Origin of the sequence: Kitasatospora aureofaciens (genome assembly GCF_001188955.3) — a bacterium.
Classification (GTDB): Bacteria; Actinomycetota; Actinomycetes; order Streptomycetales; family Streptomycetaceae; genus Kitasatospora; species Kitasatospora aureofaciens.
Genome location: NZ_JPRF03000016.1, coordinates 45,510 through 68,659 on the forward strand (window position 1 = coordinate 45,510; position 23,150 = coordinate 68,659).

The window sequence follows — 23,150 nt, forward strand, 5'->3', positions numbered from 1 at the left end:
ACGCTGGAGCCAAGAAGTTGAAGCCTAAACAATTGGCTTCGAACCCGAGGAGGAGCCATGGGCCTGTTCAACCGCACCAAGACCGCCACCACCGCCACTGTCCAGGCCCCGGCCGGCCCGGATCTGTCGCACCTGACCGGCGACTGGACCGTCGACGCCATGCACAGCGAGATCGGCTTCTCGGTCCGCCACGCGATGGTCACCAACGTCAAGGGCCGCTTCACGGAGTACGACGGCAAGCTGCACCTGGACGGCGCCACGCCGGGCAACTCCTCGGCCGATCTGGTGATCAAGGTCGCCAGCATCGACACCAACCAGGCCCAGCGCGACGAGCACCTGCGCACCGGCGACTTCTTCGCCGCCGAGACCTACCCGGAGATCCGCTTCCGCAGCATCTCCACCGAGGCGGTCGGCGAGGACTCCTACCGGATGAACGGCGAGCTCACCATCAAGGACACCACCCGCCCGGTCGTCCTGGACCTGGAGTACACCGGCAGCGCCACGGACGCCTACGGCGCCGAGCGGGTCGGCTTCGAGGGCAAGGCGGTCGTGGACCGTACCGACTTCGGCCTGACCTACAACGCCGCCCTGGAGACCGGCGGCGTGCTGATCGGCGAGAAGGTCAAGCTCAGCTTCGACATCTCCGCCGTCAAGGCGGCCTGAACCGGCCGTCCCCGGCCCGGCGGCCCGTGCCGTCGCCGAGCCCACCGAGCCCACCGAGCCCACCGCCCCTGCCTATCCCCCCGAGGCAGGGGCGGTGTTCTGCGCGGCGGCGACCAGTTCCGCGTCCGCCGCTGGCAGCCAGCTGCCCGCCGGGCGGCTCAACCAGCTCTCGGCCGTACCGAGTTCACTCGCGGCGGCGGCCAACGCACGCAGCCCCGGGTGACGCTCGCCGGGCCGGTGCACCAGGCTCACCAGGCACAGCGGCACCGGCTCCACCAGCGGCACGTTCACCGACCCCGGGATCTTCGGCCCACCGACCGTGGTCAGCATCGGGTCGCCGTGCCGGGCCAGGTAGCGGGCGGTCTCGTCCAGGCCGACCGGCGGGACGTACGGCTCGGCCGCGGCCAGCCCGTGCTCGCGCAGCAGCCGGGCGCCGAGGTCGGCCCACTCGGTGGTCGCCGGGTTGCCCGCGCAGATGTCGACGGGGTGCCCGGCCAGTTCGGCCGGCCGCAGCGCCGGGCGGCGGGCCAGCGGGTGGGTGTCCGCCATCATCACCGAGATCCGCTCCAACCGCACCGGCAGCTGGGCGAGTTGGCCGCGCACCGGGGCGGACAGGCCGGCGAAGCGGCCGAACGAGGCGTCCAGCCGGTGCGCCAGCAGTTCGGCCGCGGCCGCGGCCAGGCCGCCGTGGAACCGGGCCAGCAGCTCGCCCTCCGGCCAGGCGGCGCGGGCCCGTTGGAGCACCCGGTCGGCGGTGAGGTCCGGACCGGTGACGTCGCTGTTGAGGTCGAGCAGCAGCGGCCGGGCGGCGGCGCCGGCGCCGGTGCCCGCCTCGGCGAGGATCTCGTCGTGCAGCGCGAGCAGCCGGCGCGCCCTGGGCAGCAGCCGCTGCCCGGCCGGGGTCAGTTCGACGCTGCGGGTGGTGCGGACGAACAGCGTGTCGCCGAGCAGCCCCTCCAGGGTGCGGACGTCGCGGCTCAGTGCCTGCTGGGCGACGTACAGCCGCTCGGCGGCCCGGCCGAAGTGCAGGGTCTCGGCGGTCGCGACGAAGCCGCGGAGCAGACGGGGGTGCAGGTCACGGGGCATGGGCGAGAGATTAACAACAAGGTGTTGTGGGAGTGGCGAAACAGGTGTTGGACGCCCGCCCGCCGACACGGCGAGGCTTGGGGCATCCCCTCCCGCCCCGTGCCCCAGGAGCCCGTTTGCCCCCGCGCGCCCTCCTCGCCTCCTACCGCCGGCTGTTCGCCGCCCCCGGCGCCACCGCCTTCACCCTGGCCGGGCTGCTCGGTCGGCTCGCGCTGTCCATGAACGGCGTCTCGCTGGTGGTGCTGCTCGCGGAACGGCGCGGGTCCTACGCGCTGGCCGGGACGGTCTCGGCGGCCGGGCTGGTCACCGGCGCGCTCGGGATGCCGCTGCTCGGGCGCCTGGTGGACCGGTACGGCCAGTCGCGGGTCGCGGTTCCGGCCGCGCTGTACAACGCCGTACCGCTCTTCGCCCTGCTGCTCTGCGTACGGCTCGGCGCACCGGACTGGACGCTGTACGCCTGCTGGACCGCCTGCGCGGCCGCGCCGAACCTCGGCGGCATGGCCCGGGCCCGCTGGGCGCACCTGTACCGGGACGACCAGGCCGCCCGGCACCTGGCCAACTCCTTCGAACAGGCGATGGACGAACTCTGCTTCATGGCCGGTCCGGTGCTCGCGATGCTGCTCTGCACCACGCTCGCCCCGGAGGCCGGGCTGCTCGCCTCCGGAACCCTCGGCACCACCGGCGCCCTGCTGTTCGCCGCCCAGCGGCGCACCGAACCGCCGCTGCCCGTCGGTGTACCCGCCGGTCAGCGGCACGGCTCCCCGCTGCGGGTACCCGGGCTGCGGGTGCTGGTGCTGACCTTCCTCGCCACCGGCACGGTCTTCGGCGCGACCGAGATCACCACCGTCGCCTATGCGGACTCGCTCGGCCACAAGGCCGCGGCCGGTGCGCTGCTGGCCCTGGTCGCGGCCGGGTCCTGCGTGGCGGGGCTGGTGTTCGGCCTGCTGACGCCGCGTCGGGCGCCCGGGGTGCGCTTCCTGGTCGGGGCCGCCGCGATGGCCGGGGTCCTGCTGCTGCCGCTCGCCGCCGGGCTGGGCGGAGCCGGGCTCGCGGTGCTCGGCGCGGTGCTGTTCGCGGCCGGCACGGCCACCGCGCCGACCATGGTGACCGGCATGACGCTGGTTCAGGAGCTGCTGCCGCAGCGGCAGTTCAACGAGGGGATGGCGGTGGCGGTGTCCGGCATCGTGGTCGGCATCTCGGCCGGGGCCGCGCTCGCCGGAACGGTCGCCGAGCACGCCGCGCCCGGCACCGGCTACGTCCTGCCCGCCGGAGCGGCCGCGCTCGCCCTGCTGATCGCCCTGGCCGGGCGGCGCCACCTGCGCGCGGCGGGGGTGCGGGAAAATGCCGAGCGGGTTGTCAGTGCCTCCGTCTAACTTCTAGGCATGGCGGAAATCACCTACGTCCGAGGCGATGCCACCACGCCCCGTGGCAAGGGCGTGAAGGTGATCGCGCACGTCTGCAACGATCTGGGCGGCTGGGGAAAGGGCTTCGTGCTCGCGCTCTCCAGACGCTGGCCCGAGCCCGAGGCCGCGTTCCGACGCTGGCACCGGGAGCGGGCGAAGAACGACTTCGGCCTCGGCGCCCTGCAAATGGTGCAGGTCGAGCCGTACGTCTGGGTGGCCAACCTGGTCGGCCAGCGCGGCATCCGGACCGGGCGCTCCACCGGCGTGCCGGTGCGGTACGAGGCCATCGACACCGGGCTGGCCGCGCTCGCCGAGCACGCGCTCGAACTCGGCGCCTCCGTCCACATGCCGCGGATCGGCTGCGGACTGGCGGGCGGGCGCTGGTCGAAGGTCGCGCCGCTGATAGCGGACCGGCTGACGGCGCGCGGCGTGCCGGTGACGGTCTACGACGTCGACTGACCCGGCCGAACCGGTCGAGTCGGTCGAGTTGGTCGAGTCGGTCGAGTTGAGCCGGTCAGGTCGGCTGAGTCGGTCAAGCCGGTCGAGCCGAGTCGGCCGTGGCGGCGCCGGGCGCTGACCCGGGCCCGGCCGGCCAGGCGTACACGTACTCGGGCAGCAGGTACCCGCCCGGGAACTCCCCTTCCTGCGCCCTGATCCGCACACCGCCCTCCCGCTCGTAGAAGGCGATCGCGCGGGTGTTGGCGCTCAGCACCTCCAGGTACAGGTCGGCACCGGGGTACCGCGCGGCGACCTCGGCGCGGGCTGCCGCCAGCAGCTCCCGGCCGATCCCACCGCCGGTGAGGCCCGGGCGGACGTGCAGGTTGTCCACCAGCACCCCGCCGTCGGGCTGCGGCACCAGGTAGACGAACCCGGCCGGTTCCCCGGCCCGTTCGGCGATCAGCAACACGGGCGTGTTCTCCGGCGTCCCGTAGTCGACCGTCAGGCGCAGCTCCCACAGCTCGCGCCGCTGGACGGCCAGTCCGTCCCCGATCGCTTCGTCGGGGACGATCCCGCGGTAGCTGGTGCACCAACTCTCGGTGTGCAGGTCCGCGACGTGCACGGCATCCCGCTCTCCGCCGTGCCGAATGGTGATCCGCCCTGATCCGGTCATGTGACGAGCCTCCCACAGAGATGGAGTTGAACATGTTCAACCTCAACGCCTACAGTTCTGCCGAGCTTTTGAACGCGTTCGAAAAGATGGGGGCGGTGGGCGTGGCACCGGGTGCGGAGGGGGCATCCGGTGCCGCGAGCACCGACAGCACCGACACCGGGTGGAGCGTCGTCTCCGGTTAGGCTCTGCCCGTGGACGACCTGGCAGCGACGAACCGAACGGACGGCGGGAAGGGTGCGGCCGACGCCTCGGCCGCACCCGGCACGGACGGCGGGCCCATGCCCGGCGGCCGGGCCCAGCCCAAGACAGACAAGAGCGAGGCGACCCGGGCGCTGATCCTGGAGACGGCCATGCGGCTGTTCCAGGAGCGGGGCTACGAGAAGACCACGATGCGCGCCATCGCCACCGAGGCGGGCGTGTCGGTCGGCAACGCCTACTACTACTTCTCCGCGAAGGAATTCCTGATCCAGGGGTTCTACGACCGGATGACCCACGACCACGCGGCCGACGCCAGGCGCCGCATGGCCCACACCCGGGACTTCTCCGAGCGGCTCCAGATCGCGCTGACCTCCTGGCTCGACACGGCCGCGCCGTACCACGAGTTCGCCGCCCAGTTCTTCCGCACGGCGGCCGACCCGACCAGTTCGCTGAGCCCGTTCTCCAACGAGTCCCACCCCGCTCGGGCGACGGCCGTCGAACTGTTCCGCGACGTCCTCCAGGGCTCCGACCTGGCGCCGAAGCTGGACGCCGAACTGGTCGAGCTGCTGCCCGACGTGCTCTGGCTGAACCTGATGGTCGTGGTGCTCTACTGGGTCTTCGACCGGACCGAGGACACCGAGCGGACCAGGGAGTTCGTCCGGCGCTCGACGCCGATGGCCGCCCGGTTGATCAACCTGTCGCGCTACCGGGTGTTCCGGCCCATCGTGCGGGACGCCAAGGGGCTGATCCAGGACTTCATCCTCCCCACCATCGGGAAGACCGCGGTGAAGTAGACCGCGGCTCGCAGGACTTGTGGAACCCCGGAGGCCGGCCCGCGATCCGCGGGCCGGCCTCCGCCGTGGTCGCCGGCCTCCGCCGTGGTCGCCGGCGGCTCAGAACTCGGTCGGCGTCCAGGCCCGCAGCGGGGTACGCAGCAGCAGATCGGCGGCGGCCGCCGCGCCCGGGCGCAGTTCGGTGAGCAGTCCGGCCGCAGCCAGCCTCGGGGCCGTCTCGGAACCCAGGTAGAGCGAGCCCAACGCGCCGGCGCCCAGGGCGAGATCGGCGTCGTCGGTGGTGCGGGTGCAGCGGCCGGTGCCGTCCTCGGCGACCTCGATCGCGAAACGGCCGGAGGCGTAGCCGAGCCGGTCCTCGACCTCCAGCACGACCCGGCCCGCGGCGCCGTACGTCCTGGCGCCGAAGGCGGCCCCGACGTCCAGCAGCCGCAGCCACATGAGGTCGGCGTTCGCCTCGTCCGGGACGGCCGCGCGCGGGTCCTGGAGCAGCAGCGGCAGCGGGTCGTCCGGGGAGACGCCCTGGACCACCACCTTGCGCACCCAGTCGACGGACAGCACCAGGCGCCACAGCTCGACGGCGGTCGGCAGGTCGAGGGCGAGGAAGTCGTGCACGGTGAGCGTGCCGGCGGGGAGGGCGCCCTCCCACTTGTTGTCGATCCGGTAGACCACCATCCCGGTGACCCCGCCGTCGGCGTCCCGGTGGACGGCGGCGAACGGCTCCTTGAAGCTGTCGCCCGGCACCTGGATCACATTGGTGTTGCGCTCCCACCAGATCCCGTCACGGGCGATCGCGCCCGGCTGGGTGAGCCTCCAGCGGTCGTACAGCTCGGCGCCGAGCTCGCGCTGCTCCGCGAGCGTCACGAAGTCGATCCGGCCGCCGGGCACGCCGGGCAGGCCCTCGCGCAGACCGCTGGTGCGCCCCAGGTCGATGCGCCAGCCGGAGCCCCACGTGGCGGGGCCGAAGCCGAAACGGCCGTAGATGTTGTACTCGGCGGCGGCCAGGATGGCGACCGCGCAGCCACGCTCGGCGGCGGAGGCGAGGTCCCGGCGCATCATCGCGCTGAGCACGCCCCGGCGGCGGTGGGTGGAGCTGACCGTGACGTTGGTGATCGCGTCGGCCGTGACCACGGCCCCGCCCGGGACGGTCAGTTCGACGTCGAAGCTGCGGAAGGTGGCGATCTGGCGCTCGCCGTCGAAGCCGGCCACCATCCGGCCCGGCTGCCACTGCCGACGGCGCAGGTCCGGCGCGACGCCCGCGTGCGGCCGCAGGAAGCCGAAGTTGAGCGCCCGGTTCCACTCCTCCACTTCGTCCACGGAGACGGCCCTGACCTGGACCCCGTTCACGGTGTCGACGGCCGTGTCATCGATGCTCTTGCCCATCGAGCCACCGTACGGCCGCCGACCTGGGGCGTCATTCGAATTATTCGGTGCCCGACCCGGCCCGCGCTCCGTCGTGCCGCCCGGGCGTCACGACCCAGTGGTTGGTGCGCAGGATCCGGTCCGCGAAGTCGAGGTCCCGCTGGCCGAGCAGCCGGAAGCCGAGCGCACGGCAGATCCCGTTGGACGGGCCGTTGGTCACCCCCGGGTTGGCGTGCACCTCGCCCCAGCGGCCGTCCGCCGCGGCGGCGTCCAGCACCTGCCGCACCGCCGCCTTGGCGAGACCGCGGCCCTGGAACCCGGGCAGCACCATCCAGCCGATCTCGGAGACGGTGACGCCGTCCTCCTCGTCCTGCCAGAGCGTGACCAGACCGGCCGCCCCGCCCGGCCCGGCGTCGCCGTCCGGCACGATCACCTTGATCCAGGCGCTGTCCGCCGCCACCAGGGCGAGGTCCTTGCGCAGCCGCGCCTCCACCTTCTCCCGGGGCAGCGGGCCGCCCAGCTCGGCCATCATCCCCTCGTCACAGCGCATCCGGACGTACGCCTCGGCGTCGCCCGGTTCGACGTTCCGCAGGTGCACGACGCCTCCTCAGAAGTGTTCGGAGCGGCCACGCTAACGCGGGCCACCGACATCGGCGCGGGAGCCGGTCCGACATCTCCCGTGCCGGCTCGGGCACGACGGCGAGCCGAGCAGCCCGGCCACCCCGACACCCCCGCCGCCGAGCACCTCGCGCCGACCCTCCTCCAGGCCGACGCCCTGGTCACCCCCGCCCCGGAGCCGGCGCGGGAGGCGAAGGACGTGGTCACGCTCCCCCCGTCCGGGAGCCGACCGGCCGGCCGTGAGCGCGGGCCGGTCGGCTCCCGGGCCCTGGCTAGGGCCGGGCGTAGTAGTCCGGGATGCCCATGATCCAGAGGCTGGCCTGCTTGACCGGCATGCCGACCCGTGGGGCCTCGATCATCTGGTCGTCGCCGATGTAGAGGCCGACGTGGTGGATGTCGGCGGCGCGGCCGGTGTCGGTCCAGAAGACCAGGTCACCGGGGCGCAGTTGGCCGTAGCCGATCGGGGTGGACTGGGCGTACTGGTCGGCCGCGAAGTGGTTGAGCTGCTTGCCGCCCTCACGCCAGGCCATCATGGTCAGCCCGGAGCAGTCGTAGCCCTCCTGCCCCTCGCCGCCCCAGACGTAGGGCAGGCCGATCTTGGACTTGGCGAAGGCCACGGCGGCGGCCGCGCCCTCGGCCGACCAGGGGCGAGGCTCGGGCAGTACCGCCTGGGCCCTGGCGGCGGCCGCGGCCGTTTCGGCATCCCGGGCGGCCTGCTCGGCGGAGGCGCGGGCGGCCGCCCCCGCCTCCGCTTCCCGGGCGGCGATCGCCTCCAGTGCCTCGCGGCGTTCGCGCTCCAGCTCGACCGTGGTGTTCCGGGCCGCGGCCAGCTCGGCGAGCAGCCGCTCCCGGCGCCGGTCGGCGGCGGCGACCTCGCCCTGCTGGGCGGCGAGCCGCTGCTGCGCCCTGGTCCTCGCCGCGCCGACCTCGGCGGCGGCCTTCTCCGCGGCCTCGGTGGCGGTGCGGGCGGCGGCGGAGGCACTGCGGGCGGCGGCGGCCGTGGAGGTGGCGGCGTCCAGGATCTGCCGGGTGCGCTCGCTGACCACGCCGACCGCGGCGGCGCGGTCGCCGGCCTCGCGCGGGCCGTGGGCGCCGAGCAGGGCGTTGAGGGCGGACAGTTCGGCGCCCGCGCCCTGGCGGTACGTCTCGGCGGCGAGCCGGGCCGCGTCCTCGGCGGCCTCGGAGCGCTCGGTCTCGGCGGCGGCCGCGCGCCGGTTGGCGGCGGTCTCCTCGGTGCGGGCCCGGGTGAGGGCGAGCCGGGCGCCGTTGTATGCCTCGACGGCCTGTTCGGCGCTGCGGCCGGCCCGGTCGAGTTCGGCCCGGGCGGCGGTGAGCGCCGCTTCCAGTGCGGCCGCGGAGACGGCGTTGCCGTCGGCCTCGGTGCGGGAGCGGTCGATCTCCTCGGTGGACGGGTACGGGTCCTGGCCGACCGGGGGCTGCCCGGCCGGGGCCTGCCCAGCCGGGGACCGGACGGACGGGGACCGGACTTCCGACGGCTGACCGCCCGGTGGCCGGCCGGTCGCCGGGTCGGGGTCCGCCGGGTCGGCCTGGGCGGCGGGGAGCAGCCCGAGCAGGGCGGTGAGGGACAACAGGAGGGTCGGCAGGATCCTGCGCGCCACGAGACATCCCTTCTCACGGGTCCGGAGGGGACGGCGGCGGATGCCGAGCTGCGCGCGGGCGGGCGGCGGCCGGGCAACAGCGGGAGGTCCGACGAATCATCCCATCACGTGACAGAACGGTCATTCGTCGCTCATGTTCTCAACTCCGGCGCCGTTCACACCGCGAACGCGCTCCACCGACCGGGTGACCATCCGATGATCCGACCAGGCACCAACTCCGGTCCGGCGCACGGGGCATACGAACTACCGGTGGATCCGGCGGGTCCTCGTCCGCAGGTGGGGATGCCGCCCGGGCCGGCGCTCCGCCCCGGCCGGGCCGACCCCGTACGTCCGGTTGCGCCCGGCACGGATCGTACGGCGGCGCTGCTGCGCCGCGGCCGAGCGGCCCGGGACGCTGCCGACGGCCACCTCCACCGGCTGCGGGTGCACCGCGGGCTGGTGCGCCGCCGACCCGGCCACCGCCGCAAAACGGCGGTCGGCCAGCCGCGCCTGGCGGCGGGCCAGCGCCCGGGCGGCGTGCGCGTCGAGGTGGGCGGAGGCCCGCGCGGCCATCCGCTCGGCGACCCGGTGGGCGGCCGGATGGTTGGCGGGCACCTTGTCGGGCGCGCCGGCGATCAGGTCGAAGAGCCAGGTGCGGGCACGGTCCGCACGCCGGTGCAGCAGACGTTCGCGTCGGAGCGCACGCGCCCGGCGGCGGGAGCGCGTGGTGTACCGCCAGCGAGCCCACGGACTGCTCGGGCGGGCCAGCCGGATCGCGCCGATCCAGGACAGGCCGGGGACCATGATCCCGAGCAGGCCGGTCCACACCTTGCCCTTGAACAGGGTGATCACCGAGGCCAGCGCGTTCACCGAGATCACGGTGATCAGGCCCCAGCGGGTGTCCTCGCCGGGCAGCGCGCCGAACGGCACGTACCCGATCAGCAGCAGGCCGGTGAACAGGATGCCGAAGATCACGGCGTCCACCGACTTGCGGCCCTGTTCGCTCCAGTACACGTCGTCCAGGTGCAGGATCAGCGCGAACTCGTCCAGCACCAGGCCGCAGCCGATGCCGAAGAGCAGCCCGAACCAGTCGATCCACGGGGGCGTGCCGTAGGCGGCGAACACCCCCATGCCGCCGACCAGCAGGAAGCCCAGGCCGAACACCATGTGGTGGATGTGGAGGCCACCGGGGGTGACGTTGCCCGGCCACCAGCGCACCTGGGCGCGGATCATCCGCACGCTGAACCGGATGAAGACGAAGGAGGTGATGAAGCCGACCAGCAGCAGGAACAGCGGTTGCTTCTGCGCGTTGACGATGTGCTCGCGGTAGCTGTCCAGCAGTGTCGACATGGGTCTTACCTTCGTTCCTGGTGCTGCGTCCTGCCTGCCGTGACATGGCCCGAAACCAGTGCCGGCCCGAATGCGCCGGCCCCGGTCAGAACCCCCGGGTGCGCTTGGCCGCCCGGCGCGGCACCGCCGGGTAGAGCGAGGGCAGCTCGGCGCCCACCGGCAGTTTCAGGAACAGCCGGGCGATCTCACCACCAAGATTCACCCCGATCGCCAGCGCCATCGCGATCGCCGCCGCCCGGAACACCGACACCAGGCCGGTGCTGGAGTGCCCCTGGGCGAAGGCGAGCATCCCGAGGTAGAGCGCCGAACCCGGCATCAGCGGGCCGATCGCGGCGGTCACGTACGGCAGCGCCGAGCCGTTGCGGTAGCGCGCCATCAGCTGGCCGAACAGGCCGACCAGTCCGGCCGCCACCCCGGTCGCGGCGATCGGGTTGACGTGCGCGTTGTACACCAGCGCGCCGTAGCTGGCCCAGCCGATGCCGCTGTTGAGGGTGACCAGCGCGAGGGTGCGGCGGTCGGTCTGCAGCAGCATCGCGAAGGCCAGGGTCAGCACCATCGCGGCGACCATCTGCACCGGCGGGTAGCTGATGCCCACCAGGCTCTCGTCCGGCTTGAGCCTCGCCTCGAAGCCGACGCCCAGGTAGAGGATCATGATCACGCCGATCACGATGCCCGCGACCAGGTAGATCACTTCCAGCAGCCGGGCCGCAGCGGTGATGTAGAAGCCGGTCAGGCCGTCCTGGACGGCGGCGACCAGGGCGCGCCCGGGGAGCAGGGCGAACAGGCCGCCGGTGATCACCACCGAGCCGCGCAGGCCCCAGTCATTGAAGGACAGGATGATGCCCGAGGCGGCGGCCGGCATCGCGGCCGCCACGAACTGGTAGAACTCCGGCAGCCGGCGCCGGGCCAGCGCGGAGGCCAGCCGGTCGCCGAGGACGGCCGCGACGAAGGCGCTGCCGAAGACCAGCCAGGCCTTGTCGTCGAGCCGCCCGCCGACCAGGAAGGTCGCCGCGCCGGCCAGCAGACCGGTGGTCAGGGCGAGCAGCCAGGCCGGGTAGGGGTGCCGGTTGCGGCGGATCAGGGCCAGCCGGCGGTAGGCGTCGTTGACCGTCACCTTCTCCGCGGTGATGTCGGCCACCAGCTCGTAGACCGCGTTCAGCCGGGTGTAGTCGGAGGTCCGGCGGCGCACCACGCGGTCGGCGGTGACCGGCGGCTCGACCAGCGAGGGCTGGTGCGAGATGCCGATCAGGGTGAAGGTCACCTGCGGCTCGCAGCGGTCCAGCCGGTAGGCGTGCGCGATGCCGAGCATGGCCGCCTCGACGTCCTCGGCGGCCTCGCCGCTGGCCAGCAGCAGTTCGCCGATGCGCAGCGTCAGGTCGAGGATGCGCGGGACGTTGCGGGCAGTGCCCGCGGAGGGGTGCATCTCGCGGGCGGTGCGCTCGAAGGCGGGGCGCTCGGACATCGGGGTGCGCAGCAGGGTGCGCATCCGGTCCGGCCAGGGCACCTCCCCGGGGGCGCCGACGGTCAGCTCGGGGACCGGGATGCCGGTGGGCGGGGTGTAGCCGGCCGCGCGCCACTCCTCGGGGGTGAGGGTGTCCTCGGCGACCGAACGACGGCGGCCCGGGCGCTCGGCGGCCGGGCGCCCAGGGGCCGTGTCCTGGGGAGCCGCGTCCCGGGGGCGCAGGTCGACGGTCAGTTCGGGGTGCGGCTCCAGCGGCGGCTCCGGCGACGGCCCGGGCTGCGGTTCGACCCGCGGCTCGGACGCGGGCTCCGGTTCGGGGGCCAGCAGGCCCCTGGTCTCCGGGACCGGTGGGGCCAGCGGCACCTCGATGGTGGGCTCGACGGGCGGCGCGGGGTGACCGAGCAGGCCTTCGGTGGGCGGCGCCTCGGCGGGGTGCACAGGCCGGGGAGGTGTCTGCCCCACCTGGCGGACCGCCCGGCCTCCCCTCGCCCGCTTGCCCGCACCCGGTCGGCCCCGCTTAGGCACTTCCGCTCCTTGCCGCCCCTGGTGGCCGCCGGCCACCGTTCGATCTCGGGTTACACCTTGCCTGATCGAACAGCTGGACGCACATGTACGAGACGTCCCGCGGCGGCGGGCCCGGGCGCCTACCCGGCGCGGTGAACGGGCGGCGTGCTCCGCGCCGGAGCGGCGGGCCCGGAGCAGCTCGACCGCCACCGGGATCCCCGAGACCAGCGCGATGCCGACCAGGACGGCCGCGACGGTGTCCCGGACGAAGGGGATCCGCCCGGGGGAAGTACCCGAACAGGTAGCCGACCTGGTCCGTTGAAAAGACTCGCCCGGATCCGGAATGGTTCCCCGGCCCGCCGCGCGGGGCCGACCGGGCCGGGGAACCGGACCGCCTGCGGCTCAGATGTCGTAGCGCTCGATGATCTCGGTGTGCCGTCGGAGGTCCGCCCCCGCCGCGTCGGCCAGGTCGAGCCAGGTCACCGGGTGCTCCCAGCCGGCCGTCAGGTCGTGCAGCAGCGCGTCGGCGCGCTCGGCCGAGGCGGTCGGCGGGAGGCCGAGGGCGGCATAGACGCCGGGCAGGTCGCCGTCCTCCCGCTCCGGGTCCGAGAGCCGGTACTGCTCCCCGCTGTACACCCAGACCGCGTAGCCGGCCGCCCGCAGCGCGTCCCGGAACGCGGCCCAGGCCTCGTCCCCCGGCCGGACGCCGTCGATCCAGTAGGTGGTGTAGCCGGCCGGGTCGAGCAGGGTCAGCAGCCCGAAGGTGGGGCGCCACTCCTCCCGCTCCTCCTCGGCGGCGTCCTCCGCCGGCGGGCGCTCCAGCAGGGCCGGGGCGAAGACCACCACGTCACCGTGGTTGAGCGTCAGGTCCGCGCCGAGCACCGGCAGGATCCGGGCGGTGGCCGGGCCCGTCCGGACGGCGGGCAGGTCGGCCCTGGTGCCGTTGGCGCGGGTGGCGCGGACGTTGATCAGCTGCCACTCCTCGTCCACCGGGCCGTCGGGCTCGTCGAACTCGATGCCGATGCGCGCGCCGGTGGAGCGGACCACGGCCCAGTCCCGGTTGGCGGTGGCCGCGGTGATCAGGTGCCAGAGGTCGGGTTCCTGGACCGTCCGGTGGAGTTCGTCCTCCCCCGCCTCCTCGGCGGGCAGGGCGTGTTCCAGCAGCTCCTGGTAGAGGCGCTGGGCGGTGGCGTGGTCGCCCAGCTCGGTCGCGGCGGCGGCGGCCAGCCGCCGGGTGTTGATCCGGCTCGCCTCCAGCGCCAGGATCGCCTCGCACTGCTCCAGCACCTCGGCCCAACGCTCCTCGGCGGCGGCCCAGCGGGCGCGTATCCAGTGCCCGTCGGCCGGGCTGGTCGCGGCCAGCCGGTCGGCGAGGCGGCGCACGCCCTCGGCGTCCCGGGCCTCGATCAGGGCCTGACCGAGCGTGCCGGTCAGCTGCTCGCTGCCCGGGTCGGCGTCCAGCCGCTGCCAGAGCAGCTCGGCGGCGGCCCGGGCGTGGCCGAGGCCACCGAGCACGTTGGCCAGCAGCACGGCCAGGTCGGTGGCGCCGGCCTGCTCACCCCGGTACCGGTCCAGGGCGACGGAGAGCAGGTCGGCGCCGGTCTCGAAGGGCACCCGGGCCTCGGCCAGGTGTGCCGTCAGTTCGCCCGGCGGGACGGGCAGCTCGGGCACCGGCAGTGCCTCGGCGGCCGCGCGCAGGGCTGCGACCTGCTCGGCCACGCCGGCGGTGCGGCGCAACTGGGCGAGCTTACGCTCCCCGGTGGCCGCGAGCGTGAGCGCCACCGTACGGGCGCCGCGGGCGAGCGCCAGCCGACCGGCCGCCAGCAGCAGGTCCACGCAGGGGCGGTGGGAGCCGGTGCCGTCCAGGTAGCCGACCCAGCCGGCCAGCACGGCGCCCAGCTCGGCGTCGTTCTCCCATGCACCGGCCGCGATCAGCAGCTCGACCGTCTCCGTCCAGCTCTGGCGCAGGTCTGCGTGCCGCTCGGCCTCGGCCCGCTCGGGCAGCAGGGCGAGCGCCTCCTCGGTGCGCCCGAGCGAGGCGAGCGCGCGGGCCCGCTGCACGGCGCCCGAGCGCCGGTCGCTCTCGTCGAGCTCCTCGCCCCGGGCCCTGGCCGCCCGGTCGGCGGTGTCCAGCAGGGCGAGCACCTCCTCGTGCCGCCCCAGCAGGTGCAGGGTGCCGGCCCGGGCGCGGTGGAAGCGGAGCGAGACCTGCTGGCCCGCGTTCCGCATCCGGGCGGCGGCGGTGTCCAGGTGGGCGAGGGCGTCGGCGGGCCGGCCGTCGTCCTCCAGGGCGTCGGCGTACTCGCGGGAGAGGCAGTCGAAGCAGGCGCGGCCGGGCTCGATCCGGTCCAGCGTCTCGCCGACCACGTCGAGGCGCTCCCGCACGTACCCGGGGCCGTCGACCCGGGCGTGGCAGATCGCGAAGTCCTGCACCACGCAGACGGACTGCGGGCAGCCGGCCGTCTCCTCCCGGTGAGCGAAGTCCAGCAGGTCGACCACCTCGGGCAGGACGGACTCGCCCTGCTGCCGCTTGTTCAGCAGGTTCTGCATCCGCCAGTGCCGCAGGTAGACCTCGACCCAGGGCAGGCCGAGGGCCCGGGCGGAGGCGACGGCCTCCGGGTAGACCGCGTCGAGCTGCTCGTTGCGCCCCTCGGTCGCGTGCTCCGGCAGCTCGTACATGGCGTCGGCCAGCCGCCGGTGGCCGGCCGCGTGCAGCTGCTGGTGGGTGTCGCGCACCCAGGCCCAGATGTCGGTGGTCATGTCCGTTCCCCCTGCGTCGTGCTGATGAGTTGTCTACCGCGGGCCACTGACAATCCGTCCGCCGGGCGGTCGGTCACGCCTGTTCCCGGAGGTCGCCGGGGCTGTCCGGGACGTCCGGCAGGCCGGCCGGGACGGCGGCGGTCAGGGCGGAGACGGCGGTGCCGACGCCGGCCAGCGCGGCGCCGAGGTCGCCCTCGGCGGGGCCGGTCGAGGCCGCCGCCATGATCACCTTGAGCGAGCGGAGCAGTCCGGCCGCGGTGGCGCTGCCGGTGTGCCCGGCGCGGTAGGCGGCGAGCAGGTCCTGGACGGCCGGGCAGGCCAGGTTGAGGTAGAGCCGGGCCCTGACCTCGCCGTCGGTGCGGGCGGTGAACGCCCGGGCCAGCCGCAGCGCGGCGGACGGGATCCGGGTCTCGGCCTGGTCGTCCTCGATCCGGGCCTTCAGTTCGGCCTCGCGGTCCGGCACCAGGACCAGCGGCAGGCCGGGCGGGTCGAAGCGGGCCGGGACGAGCTGCTCGCCCGGGTCGGCGAGGGCGCCGGCCAGCCAGGCCGACTCCTCGGGCGGCAGCGGGCGCTCCGGGTCGCGGAACAGCTCGCGGTTGCCCTGCTCGCTGCCCAGCTCGACCAGACGGCAGCCGCGCAGCTGGGCGTAGCGGCGCAGGAACGGCAGGACGGCGTAGCGGTCGCCGCGGGCGATCGGCACCCGCATCGCCCGGTACAGCATCTCCTCGAAGCCGCCGCCGCTGCCGAGCGCGACGTGCACGGCTCCTCCGCCGGCCGCCCGCAGCCCGCCCGCGGTGAGGTCACCCTGCGAGGTGGGCACCGGGACGTCGTCGGCGAGCAGGGTGAACAGCCGCTCGTCGCAGAGCGCCGCGCCGAGCAGGTCCTGGCCGTGCCGGGTGAGGATCCGGCGCCAGGCGGCGGGCCGCAGCCGGGCCGTCTCGTAGAGGCCGTCCACGACGGCGTCGGCGAGGACCTGCTGCAGCGCGCGGTAGTGGTCGTCGCGCTGGAGGTTCTCGCGGCTGGCGGTGGGGGTGAGCCGGTTGGACTCGATCACCCCGCCGATGAACCCGGCCCAGCTGGGCAGCAGGTCGCGGGCGTCCTCGGCGAGCAGCATGCCGCGCAGGTAGACGGCGAGGTCGCGGTTGTCGCTGCTGCCGTAGGTGCCGCCGTCCTGGACCCAGAGCAGCCCGACGGCGTCGGTGGCGCCCTCGGACGGGCCGACCGGGAAGGCGGTGAGCGGTTCGAAGCGGCGGCCGAAGGCGGTGGCGAAGCGCATCCGGGCGGCGTGCCGGTCGCCCGCCACTTGTTGGCGCCAGGGCACCTGGACGGCGTTGACGGGCTGCTCGTCCTCGCCGACGAAGACCGGGATGGGCAGCAGCACGCAGTAGCGGCCGAGGACTTCGCGCAGCGCGTGCTCGTCGGCGAGGTGGGCGTGCTCGGCCTTGAGCGCCAGCTCGACCACGGTGCCGGGCTGCGGGCGGGCGGGCACCGGCTCGACCTGGTAGTGCTCGCCGCCGCGGCTGCGGTAGCGGTGGCCGAGCTGCGGCTCGCGGTGCGAGGTGGTGGTGACGGTCACCTCGTCGGCGACCGAGAAGGCGGAGAGGAAGCCCAGGCCGAAGGCACCGATCAGCTCCTGGTTGCCGGTGAGTTCGCGCAGCATCCGGGTGTAGCCGGTGCCGACGGTGGCGAGGTAGGCGTGGATCTCCGGTTCGGTGAGGCCGGCCCCGGTGTCCTCGATGGCGACGGTCCGCCGTGCGGCGTCGGCGCGTACCCGGATCAGCGGCCGGTGCTCGCCGTCCGGGTCCTCCAGGAGCCGGCGGGTGTGCGAGTCGTGGGCGTTCTGGACCAGTTCGCGCAGGGCGACCAGCGGGGTGGAGTAGAGATGGGTGGCGAGGACGTTCACCAGGCCGCCGAGGTCGACCTCGGTGGTGCGCAGGTTCTCGGCGGGGGTGGGCTCGGTCGTGGCACCTTCAGACATGGGTCCCCAGTGTGCCAGTGCGACAATCTGCCGACCATTTCTTTCTCTGCATCAGCCCGCACCGCTGAAATGACGGATTCTGGTCAGCTCCGAATTGACCGATCCCCCACTATCGAGGGAAATGCCACCCGTTTGGTGGAGTTCGTCCACGGCGCTGGTGAAGGCTGATCACGCGACGTCAGGCAACGGTGCTCCGGGGCGGCCACTCCGGACCGCGCCACATTCGCACTTCCAGTCCAGGAGCCCAGCGTGTCCCGCATCCGCGCAGCCGCCGCCGTCACCGCCCTCGGGGCGTTCCTCCTCGTCGGTGTCGGTGCCACCACCGCGCACGCCGACAACGGCGCCGGCGCGAACGACCACTCCAACAGCAGCGTCGTGAGCGACGCCGGTTCCGGCAACGTCATCGGCACGGTCGCCGGGAACGTGGCCAACACCCAGCAGACGGCCACCGGTTCGGGGGCGAGCAACCAGAACAACGGCCTCGCCGTGACCGGCAACGGCGGCAGCATCGGCGCCCTGCAGGGCAACGGGAACGTCGGCGCCCGGGTCTCCTACCCGCACGTCCTCCACTAGACCGCCCTCCCGCCCCCGGGGCCGGGTGTCCGCCTCCCCCGACGCGCGGGGCGGGCATCCGGCCCGCGCGCTACTCCGGCACCCCCAGCACCGCCCGGCCCAGTCGACGCAGGCAGTCGCCGAGGTCCGGCCTGGCGCTGTGCGGACGGTTCCGCACCCCGTCGTTGACCAGCGAGAACAGCGCGTGCACCCGGATCCGGGCGGCCAGCGCGTCCTCCTCCGGGCGCACCTGCCGCAGCAGGCCGACCCAGGTGCGCAGGAAGTCGCGCCGGAAGTCCACCGCGATCCGGCGGTCCGGCGGGGCCAGCCGCTCCGTCTCGCTGAGCATCGCGCCCAGGTAGTCGCCGTTGCGCAGCGCGAAGTCGACGTACGCGCCCAGTCCGGCCGCCAGCGCCGCCCGCGGCCCGGCGGCGGTCGCGATCGCACCGTCCACCTGGTGCCAGAGCCGCTCCCGGCTGCGCACCAGGGAGGCGGCGAGCAGGTCGGCCTTGCTGTCGAAGTGCCGGTACACGCTGGGCCCGGAGATGCCGACGGCGGCGCCGAGCTGGTCGGTGCTGACGTTGTCGAAACCGCGCTGGTGGAACAGCCGGACAGCTGCGGCGAGCAGTTCCTCCCGGCGCGCCTGCGGCCTCGGCCGCGACACCGGCGCGGCTTCCGGCCCGGCGGCCGTACCGTCCAGGGACACCGCGAGGACGGCCGCGACCAGTTCGCGCAGCAGCGCCTCGGCCCGGCGGGGCTGCGGCGCGACCGACAGGTAGGACAGCCCGGCACAGCCGGAGAGCGCCGACCAGCACAGCAACTCCGCGTCCGCCCGGGCCAGCTCGGGCCGCTCGGCGCGCAGCACGGCTGTCATCAGGGCGACGTCCGTACGGAGTTCGCGGCGCAGCTCGGCCCGGCGGGCGGGCGGCAGCAGCCGGGCGTCGCGCTGCACCAGGGTGCCGAGCGGGCGGTGGCCGACCGCCACCGCGGCCAGTGCGGCGCCGAGTTCGGCGGTGGTGCGGGCCGTGCGCAGGCCGTCGGCGAGTGCGTCCAGGCCCAACCGGACGGCGCGGTCGAGCAGTTCGGGCTTGCCGCGGAAGTGCCGGTAGAGGGCGGGCGCGGTGATGCCCACCCCGGCGGCGACCTCGGTCATCGAGACCTGGTGGTAGCCGCTGCGGTGGAAGCGGTCGGCGGCCACGGCGAGGATCTGGGCGCGTCGGCCGGGCGGCCGTCGGACCACCATGGCGGGCCTCCCTCGCGTTCGTCCTCAACCCCGCCAGAAGGCTAGCAAGGATTCACTTCGCCGCCGGGCGGGACTGCTCTTCCAGGCCGGTTCCCAGGGGTCGCAACGCTGGACAGTCGAGGCTACCGGGGATTAACTTGTCGGGCCACCACCTGGCACGTTCCGCCTCCGCCGGCCCGCCGGCCGGCACCGTCGAAGGGAGCGCCGCCGTGCGCCGCACCGTGTTCAACGAGGACCACGAGGCCTTCCGGGAGACCATCCGGGACTTCATCGCCAACGAGGTCGTCCCGGTCTACGAGAGCTGGGAGGCCGACGGCCACCCGCCCCGCGACTTCTACCGCCAGCTCGGCGAACTCGGCGTCTACGGCATCGAGGTGCCGGAGGAGTACGGCGGCGCGGGCGAGAGCGGTTTCAAGTACCAGGCGGTGATCGCCGAGGAGACCGCCCGGGCGGGCGTGAGCTTCGGCTCCTCCGGCGTGCACACCGGGCTGGTGCTGCCGTACCTGCTGGAGTACGCCAACGAGGAGCAGAAGCGGCGCTGGCTGCCCGGCTTCGTCTCCGGCGACATCATGACCGCGATCGCGATGACCGAGCCCGGCGCCGGCTCCGACCTCGCGGGCATCTCCACCACCGCCCGGCTCTCCGAGGACGGCACCCACTACGTCCTGAACGGCGCCAAGACCTTCATCACCGGCGGCGTGCTGGCCGACCTGGTCCTGGTGGTCTGCCGCACCGCACCGTACGACCCCGAGAACCGCCGGGCCGGGCTGTCCATCCTGTGCGTGGACACCACCTCGCCGGGCTACTCGGTGGGCCGCAAGCTGCAGAAGATCGGCCTGCGCACCTCGGACACCGCGGAGCTGGCGTTCAGCGACGTCAAGGTGCCGGTGGAGAACCTGCTCGGCGAGGAGGGCCGGGCCTTCTCCTACCTGACCCACAACCTGGTGCAGGAGCGGCTGGCGATCGCCGTCGGCGCGTACGCGGCGGCCGCGGCGGCGGTGCGGTTCGCGGTGCAGTACGTCAAGGACCGCAAGGTGTTCGGCAAGGCGGTGGCCGAGTTCCAGAACACCAAGTTCACCCTGGCCGACTGCCAGGCCCAGGTGCTGGCGCAGCAGTCGATGGTGGACCGCGCGCTGGAGCTCTACCAGGACGGCGAGCTGACCGTGGCGGACGCGGCCGCCGCGAAGCTGTTCTGCACCGAGTCGGCCTCCACCGTCATCGACAAGTGCCTTCAGCTGCACGGCGGTTACGGCTACATCCTGGAGTACCCGATCGCCCGGCTCTACACCGACAACCGGGTGTTCCGGATCTACGGCGGCACCAGCGAGGTCATGCGCAGCATCATCGCCAAGTCCCTGGGGCTGTAGGGCGGACCGGCCTGACCGACCGGGCCGACCGACCGGGCCGACCGAGCCCGATGCGGCCCGGTCGGCTCAGTTGGCCGAACCGTGCTCGGCCCGCCAGGCCTCCCAGCCCGCCGCGGAGGCCACCTTGGCCTCGCGCAGGGCCCGCTGGGCAAGCACGGCCGGCGCGGCCTCCAGGCCGCGCACCCAGCTGCGGCCCGCGCTGAACAGCGCCGCGCACACCAGCGCCGCCCCGGCCGCGCCGAGCACCGAGCCGATGCCGGCCAGTGCAACGCCGCCGACCAGCAGGGAGCGGTTGACCTGGAACCCGTTGGAAGTCGTCTGGTTGGTCGCCATGCCTCCACGATGCGGGCAGTCGGCGCGGGCCGCACCTCGGGTGGCCCGCTCCGGGGCTCTCCGGGTGCGCGTCGCCGGTGCGTCCGCCAGCCTGGGCACACAACCCGGGCACCCGGCTTGAGGAGGAGGTGGCGCGATGCCCGATCTCGAACGGCTCGCCGTGGAGCACACCGGCCTGGCGGCCGAGAGTCCGCACGGGCGCAGCGCCCACCTGGTGCTGCACGACGGGATGCTGCGGCAGACCGTGATCGCGATGACCGCGGGCACCGCGCTGGACGAGCACAACCCGCCCACCGCCGGGAGCGTGCAGGTGCTGCGCGGTCGGGTCTCGCTGACCATCGCCGGCCGACAGCTGGAACTCTCCGTCGGCGAGCTGGAGCCCGTCCCGCAGGAGCGGCACGGGCTGCTGGCGCACGTCGACTCGGTGGTGCTGCTGACGGCGGTCACCGCGTAGCGTCGGCCCCCGGGGCGCCGGCGTCGGCCCCCAGGACGCTGCCGCTGACCAGCCGGAGCCCGCGCAGGAACTCGAACCCGTCCGGGGCCAGTTCGGGCGCGGCCAGCCACTGGGCGACATAGCCGGCCAGCAGGATCTGGTAGAAGGTGCCGCGGGCGAGCTCCTCGTCGTTGTCCGGCACCTCGGTCACCCCCTGGAACACCGCGGCGAGACCGAGCCGGCCTTCCTTCTGCACCTCCTCGAGGGCCCGCGCCAGCTCGGGGTTGTGCCCCGCCTGGGCGAGGGCCTCGAACTGGGCCGCCCAGAGCCCGCGGTGCTCGACGAAGACGTCCCGGAGGCCGTTCCAGACGGCCGCGAAGCGCACCTCCGGATCGTCCGACACCTGATTGGCGCCGTACACCACCGCCCCCAGGGCCTCGCCCATCTCGCCGATCGCCTCGATCATCGCGGCGTTGAGCAGCGTGTCCTTCGAGCCGAAGTGGTAGCCGATCGCGGCCAGGCTGACGCCCGAGGCGGTCGCGATGTCGCGGGCCGTGGTGCGTCCGTAGCCCTTCTCGTACAGGCAGCGCTTGGCGCCGGCCATCAGGTCTTCGCGGTTTCCCATGCCCCGATCGTACGGAAGTGCTGCACAGATGTCTTGCACGAGAGTCTTGGACTTTCGTTTTACACGCTTGTACTAGACAAACGTCTGACACGTCCGTACCGTCTTTCCCATGACCGCAACCACCGGCCGCGCAGGCCGTCGCGAATGGATCGGCCTGGCCGTCCTCCTGCTCCCGACGCTCGTCCTGTCCATGGACATGGGCGTGCTGTTCTTCGCAGTCCCGTACATCTCCACCGAGCTGGCGCCCAGCGGCACCCAGCAGCTGTGGATCATGGACATGTACTCCTTCCTGCTGGCCGGGCTGCTCATCACGATGGGCGCGCTGGGCGACCGGATCGGCCGCCGCCGACTGCTGCTGATCGGCGCCGCGGGCTTCACCGGGGCCTCCCTGCTGGCCGCCTGGTCCGGCAGCGCCGAACAGCTGATCGCCGCTCGCGCCCTGCTCGGCGCCGCCGGGGCCACCGTGATGCCCTCGACCCTCGCGCTGATCCGCAACACCTTCCACGACACCAAGCAGCGGCAGACCGCGCTCGGTGCCTGGGGCGGCATGCTCACCGCCGGCGCCACCCTCGGCCCGGTCGCGGGCGGGCTGCTGCTGGACCACTACTGGTGGGGCTCGGCCTTCCTGGTGGCCGTGCCGGTGATGGTCCTGGTGCTGCTGACCGTGCCCGTCCTGCTGCCCGAGTACCGCACCACCGCCCCCACCGGCCGCTTCGACCTGCCCGGCGCCGCGCTCTCGCTCGCCGCGATCCTCCCGCTGGTCTACGGCGTCAAGACCCTCGCCGTGGACGGCTGGAGCCCGCGGCCCGCCCTCGCCACCGCGGCCGGACTGCTGCTGGCCGGCGCCTTCGTGTGGCGCCAGCACACCGCGGCGAACCCCCTGATCGACCTGAGCCTGTTCCGGATCCGCACCTTCAGCGGGGCGATCAGCGTCAACACCCTCGCGATGTTCGCCATGATGGGCTTCGCCCTCTTCACCTCGCAGTACCTGCAGCTGGTCAAGGGCATGAGCCCGTTCACCGCCTCGCTCTGGTCGCTGGTGCCCAGCGTCGGCGTCGGCGCCGCGATCGGCATCGGCTCGGCGCTGGCCGGCAAGGTCCGCCCGGCGGCCCTGATGTGCGGCGGCTTCGTGGTCGGCGCGACCGGCTTCGCGATGATGACCCAGGTCGGCCCCCACTCGCCGCTGGCCCTCATCCTCACCTCGGCGGGCGTGCTGGCCGCGGGCACCGTCGGCACCATGACGATGACCGCCGAGATGGTCGTCTCCGCCGCCCCGGCCGAGCAGGCCGGCGCCGCCTCCGCCACCTCCGAGACCGCCGTCGAACTCGGCAGCTCCCTCGGCATCGCCCTGCTGGGCGCGGCGGGCGCCGCGGTCTACCGCCACCAGCTGGACGGCGCGCTCCCGGCGGGTGTCGACGTCGCGGCCGCCGGCACCGCCCGGGACACCCTCGGCGGCGCGGTATCCGTCGCCGCCCACCTTCCCGGACGGCTCGGCCCCGACCTGCTGGAGACCGCCCGCGGCGCCTTCACCGACGGCCTGCACGTCGCCGCCGTCGTCGGCCTGCTCTTCGCCCTCGGCGCCGCCCTCCTGGCCTACCGACTGCTGCGCCACCTCCCCGCGGCCGCCACCACGGCCCCGGAGCAGGAGCCCGTCGCCGCCTGACCCGTCCACGGCTTCCGGTCCGCGCGAGTCATCGAGAGCCTCCGCCCGCC

The 23,150-nt window shown here is 74.0% G+C and carries 21 protein-coding genes; 9 read left to right on the forward strand and 12 right to left on the reverse strand.

From position 1 onward, the window contains the following. Window positions 1-57: 57 nt before the first annotated feature. A complete protein-coding gene (locus HS99_RS09155) occupies window positions 58-663 on the forward strand; it encodes a YceI family protein (RefSeq protein ID WP_030288499.1) in 606 nt (201 codons plus the stop codon). A 72-nt stretch (window positions 664-735) separates the two neighbouring features. Here the strand turns inward: HS99_RS09155 and HS99_RS09160 are convergent, their stop codons facing one another. Beyond that, window positions 736-1,749 carry a LysR family transcriptional regulator gene (locus HS99_RS09160; RefSeq protein ID WP_037830829.1) on the reverse strand — a complete coding sequence of 338 codons (1,014 nt, stop codon included), beginning with the start codon at window positions 1,747-1,749 and terminating at the stop codon, window positions 736-738. A 116-nt stretch (window positions 1,750-1,865) separates the two neighbouring features. On the opposite strand from HS99_RS09160, the gene HS99_RS09165 reads away from it, so the two are divergent. Continuing rightward, complete coding sequence (locus tag HS99_RS09165) at window positions 1,866-3,122, forward strand: MFS transporter (RefSeq protein ID WP_030288493.1); 1,257 nt, start codon at window positions 1,866-1,868, stop codon at window positions 3,120-3,122. 9 nt (window positions 3,123-3,131) lie between these two features. Next, window positions 3,132-3,611, forward strand: a complete 480-nt coding sequence (locus HS99_RS09170; protein WP_030288491.1) for a macro domain-containing protein — start codon at window positions 3,132-3,134, stop codon at window positions 3,609-3,611. 73 nt (window positions 3,612-3,684) lie between these two features. Here HS99_RS09170 and HS99_RS09175 read toward each other — a convergent pair whose 3' ends face one another. Continuing rightward, the gene (locus HS99_RS09175; protein ID WP_046386115.1) at window positions 3,685-4,263 is read right to left on the reverse strand and encodes a GNAT family N-acetyltransferase; all 579 of its coding nucleotides are present in this window, start codon (window positions 4,261-4,263) and stop codon (window positions 3,685-3,687) included. 32 nt (window positions 4,264-4,295) lie between these two features. Between HS99_RS09175 and HS99_RS44710 the strand changes: the two genes are divergently transcribed. Both HS99_RS44710 and HS99_RS09180 read left to right on the forward strand, forming a co-directional pair. Further along, window positions 4,296-4,445 carry a hypothetical protein gene (locus HS99_RS44710; protein ID WP_157846604.1) on the forward strand — a complete coding sequence of 50 codons (150 nt, stop codon included), beginning with the start codon at window positions 4,296-4,298 and terminating at the stop codon, window positions 4,443-4,445. Window positions 4,446-4,454: 9 nt separating this feature from the next. Further along, window positions 4,455-5,255 carry a TetR/AcrR family transcriptional regulator gene (locus HS99_RS09180; RefSeq protein ID WP_223886040.1) on the forward strand — a complete coding sequence of 267 codons (801 nt, stop codon included), beginning with the start codon at window positions 4,455-4,457 and terminating at the stop codon, window positions 5,253-5,255. Between the two features lie 99 nt (window positions 5,256-5,354). On the opposite strand, the gene HS99_RS09185 is transcribed toward HS99_RS09180, so the two are convergent. The 7 genes from HS99_RS09185 to HS99_RS09215 form a co-directional block, all read right to left on the reverse strand. After that, entirely contained in the window at window positions 5,355-6,635 is a 1,281-nt protein-coding gene (locus HS99_RS09185) for a GNAT family N-acetyltransferase (protein WP_046386116.1), read from the reverse strand. 40 nt (window positions 6,636-6,675) lie between these two features. Beyond that, window positions 6,676-7,212 (reverse strand): GNAT family N-acetyltransferase, encoded by a 537-nt coding sequence (locus HS99_RS09190; protein WP_030555039.1) that lies wholly within the window; start codon window positions 7,210-7,212, stop codon window positions 6,676-6,678. Window positions 7,213-7,504: 292 nt separating this feature from the next. Then, window positions 7,505-8,851 carry a C40 family peptidase gene (locus tag HS99_RS09195; protein WP_051835591.1) on the reverse strand — a complete coding sequence of 449 codons (1,347 nt, stop codon included), beginning with the start codon at window positions 8,849-8,851 and terminating at the stop codon, window positions 7,505-7,507. A gap of 243 nt (window positions 8,852-9,094) precedes the next feature. Beyond that, window positions 9,095-10,180 carry a hypothetical protein gene (locus HS99_RS09200; protein WP_198429381.1) on the reverse strand — a complete coding sequence of 362 codons (1,086 nt, stop codon included), beginning with the start codon at window positions 10,178-10,180 and terminating at the stop codon, window positions 9,095-9,097. Window positions 10,181-10,265: 85 nt separating this feature from the next. Then, window positions 10,266-12,005, reverse strand: coding sequence for a threonine/serine exporter family protein (locus tag HS99_RS09205; RefSeq protein ID WP_370863232.1), 1,740 nt, complete (start codon window positions 12,003-12,005; stop codon window positions 10,266-10,268). A gap of 543 nt (window positions 12,006-12,548) precedes the next feature. Next, on the reverse strand, window positions 12,549-14,906 hold the full coding sequence (locus HS99_RS09210; protein ID WP_030555031.1) for a nitrogen regulation protein NR(II): 2,358 nt from the start codon (window positions 14,904-14,906) through the stop codon (window positions 12,549-12,551). Window positions 14,907-14,979: 73 nt separating this feature from the next. Further along, window positions 14,980-16,884, reverse strand: coding sequence for an ATP-binding protein (locus HS99_RS09215; protein WP_043389063.1), 1,905 nt, complete (start codon window positions 16,882-16,884; stop codon window positions 14,980-14,982). Window positions 16,885-17,133: 249 nt separating this feature from the next. Here HS99_RS09215 and HS99_RS09220 point away from each other — a divergent pair, with 249 nt between their 5' ends. Then, a complete protein-coding gene (locus HS99_RS09220; RefSeq protein WP_030288470.1) occupies window positions 17,134-17,457 on the forward strand; it encodes a hypothetical protein in 324 nt (107 codons plus the stop codon). A 70-nt stretch (window positions 17,458-17,527) separates the two neighbouring features. Here the strand turns inward: HS99_RS09220 and HS99_RS09225 are convergent, their stop codons facing one another. After that, complete coding sequence (locus HS99_RS09225; RefSeq protein ID WP_037830819.1) at window positions 17,528-18,679, reverse strand: TetR/AcrR family transcriptional regulator; 1,152 nt, start codon at window positions 18,677-18,679, stop codon at window positions 17,528-17,530. A 209-nt stretch (window positions 18,680-18,888) separates the two neighbouring features. Between HS99_RS09225 and HS99_RS09230 the strand changes: the two genes are divergently transcribed. Continuing rightward, window positions 18,889-20,046, forward strand: a complete 1,158-nt coding sequence (locus HS99_RS09230; protein WP_030288467.1) for an acyl-CoA dehydrogenase family protein — start codon at window positions 18,889-18,891, stop codon at window positions 20,044-20,046. Between the two features lie 66 nt (window positions 20,047-20,112). Here the strand turns inward: HS99_RS09230 and HS99_RS09235 are convergent, their stop codons facing one another. Next, window positions 20,113-20,379, reverse strand: a complete 267-nt coding sequence (locus HS99_RS09235; RefSeq protein ID WP_030288465.1) for a hypothetical protein — start codon at window positions 20,377-20,379, stop codon at window positions 20,113-20,115. A 136-nt stretch (window positions 20,380-20,515) separates the two neighbouring features. Here HS99_RS09235 and HS99_RS09240 point away from each other — a divergent pair, with 136 nt between their 5' ends. Beyond that, on the forward strand, window positions 20,516-20,833 hold the full coding sequence (locus HS99_RS09240) for a cupin domain-containing protein (protein ID WP_030288463.1): 318 nt from the start codon (window positions 20,516-20,518) through the stop codon (window positions 20,831-20,833). Here HS99_RS09240 and HS99_RS09245 read toward each other — a convergent pair. Further along, window positions 20,823-21,437 (reverse strand): TetR/AcrR family transcriptional regulator, encoded by a 615-nt coding sequence (locus HS99_RS09245; protein WP_046385460.1) that lies wholly within the window; start codon window positions 21,435-21,437, stop codon window positions 20,823-20,825. The two genes, HS99_RS09240 and HS99_RS09245, sit on opposite strands and share 11 nt — an antisense overlap. A gap of 109 nt (window positions 21,438-21,546) precedes the next feature. On the opposite strand from HS99_RS09245, the gene HS99_RS09250 reads away from it, so the two are divergent. Next, on the forward strand, window positions 21,547-23,100 hold the full coding sequence (locus tag HS99_RS09250; RefSeq protein ID WP_043389058.1) for an MFS transporter: 1,554 nt from the start codon (window positions 21,547-21,549) through the stop codon (window positions 23,098-23,100). Window positions 23,101-23,150 lie beyond the last annotated feature (50 nt).